Here is a 1,011-nt window from a genome sequence, read left to right as displayed (position 1 = left end):
CCCGCCGCCGCCGTGATCTTGCGGGTGGCGGTCACGTCGGCGGCCATCTGGGTGATCAGGTCGCCCACGGAGTCGAAACGCAGGGTCGGACGCAGCCGCTCGGTGAACTCGAACGCCAGCTGGGCGCCGTAGAGATCGCCATCGAAGTCGAGCAGGTACGCCTCGACCCGGCGGTCTGCACCGTCGAACGTGGGGTTCGTCCCGATCGAGATCGCCGCCGGACAACGCTCGGCGGCGCGCAGCACGTACCCGGCGTAGACACCGTCCGCCGGTATCGCCGCATACCGGGTGGTGAGCAGGTTCGCTGTCGGATATCCGATGGTCCGCCCGCGCGCGTCGCCGTGCACCACGATCCCCTCGATCCGATGGTCACGGCCGAGCGCACGCGCCGCCGTCGCCACGTCACCCTCGGCGATACGAGCCCGGATATGGGTGGAGGAGAGCACATGGTCGTCCTCGCGCACGAGCCGGACGCCCTCCACCGCGAAGCCCTCCGTCTCGCCGGCGCGGCGCAGGCTCTCCAGGTTCCCCTCCGCCCGGTGGCCGTAGGTGAAGTTCTCACCCACCACCACCACGCTCGGCCGCAGCCGGGGCCGCAGCATGTCGTGGACGAAGTCCGCCGCCGACACCAGGCTGAACTCGGGCGTGAACGACTGCACGCACACGGCGTCGACACCCAGACGACCCAGCAGTTCAATCTTGAAATCGGGAGTGGTCAGCAACGGTGGGTGACTACCTGGACTGATGACCTCCGCCGGATGCGGATCGAAGGTCAGCACCAGCACCGGCTCGCCGGCCTGGCGCCCCCGCTCGACCGCACGCGTGATGATCTGCTGGTGGCCGCGGTGGACGCCGTCGAAAAAACCGATCGTCACGACACCGCCGGGCCAGTCGTCCGGCGTATTGCGCACTTCACGCCACCACTGCACGTTCAAAAGCCTATCGGGATCTCCGCGGGCCCAGGGGTGGAAGGCGGCGTGAAAACCACCAACGGCCGGCCGGCCCCCGCGG

1 protein-coding gene is annotated in these 1,011 nt (G+C 69.2%); it reads right to left on the bottom strand.

Features of this window, described 5'->3' with window-relative positions:
- Positions 1–929: bifunctional riboflavin kinase/FAD synthetase (locus FrCorBMG51_RS01780; protein WP_157180359.1), on the bottom strand; the 929-nt coding region annotated here is incomplete at its 3' end.
- Between the last annotated feature and the right edge of the window lie 82 nt (positions 930–1,011).

The sequence above is a fragment of the Protofrankia coriariae genome (assembly GCF_001017755.1).
GTDB classification, from domain to species: Bacteria; Actinomycetota; Actinomycetes; order Frankiales; family Frankiaceae; genus Protofrankia; species Protofrankia coriariae.
This window is presented reverse-complemented; position numbering and strand designations above follow the sequence as displayed.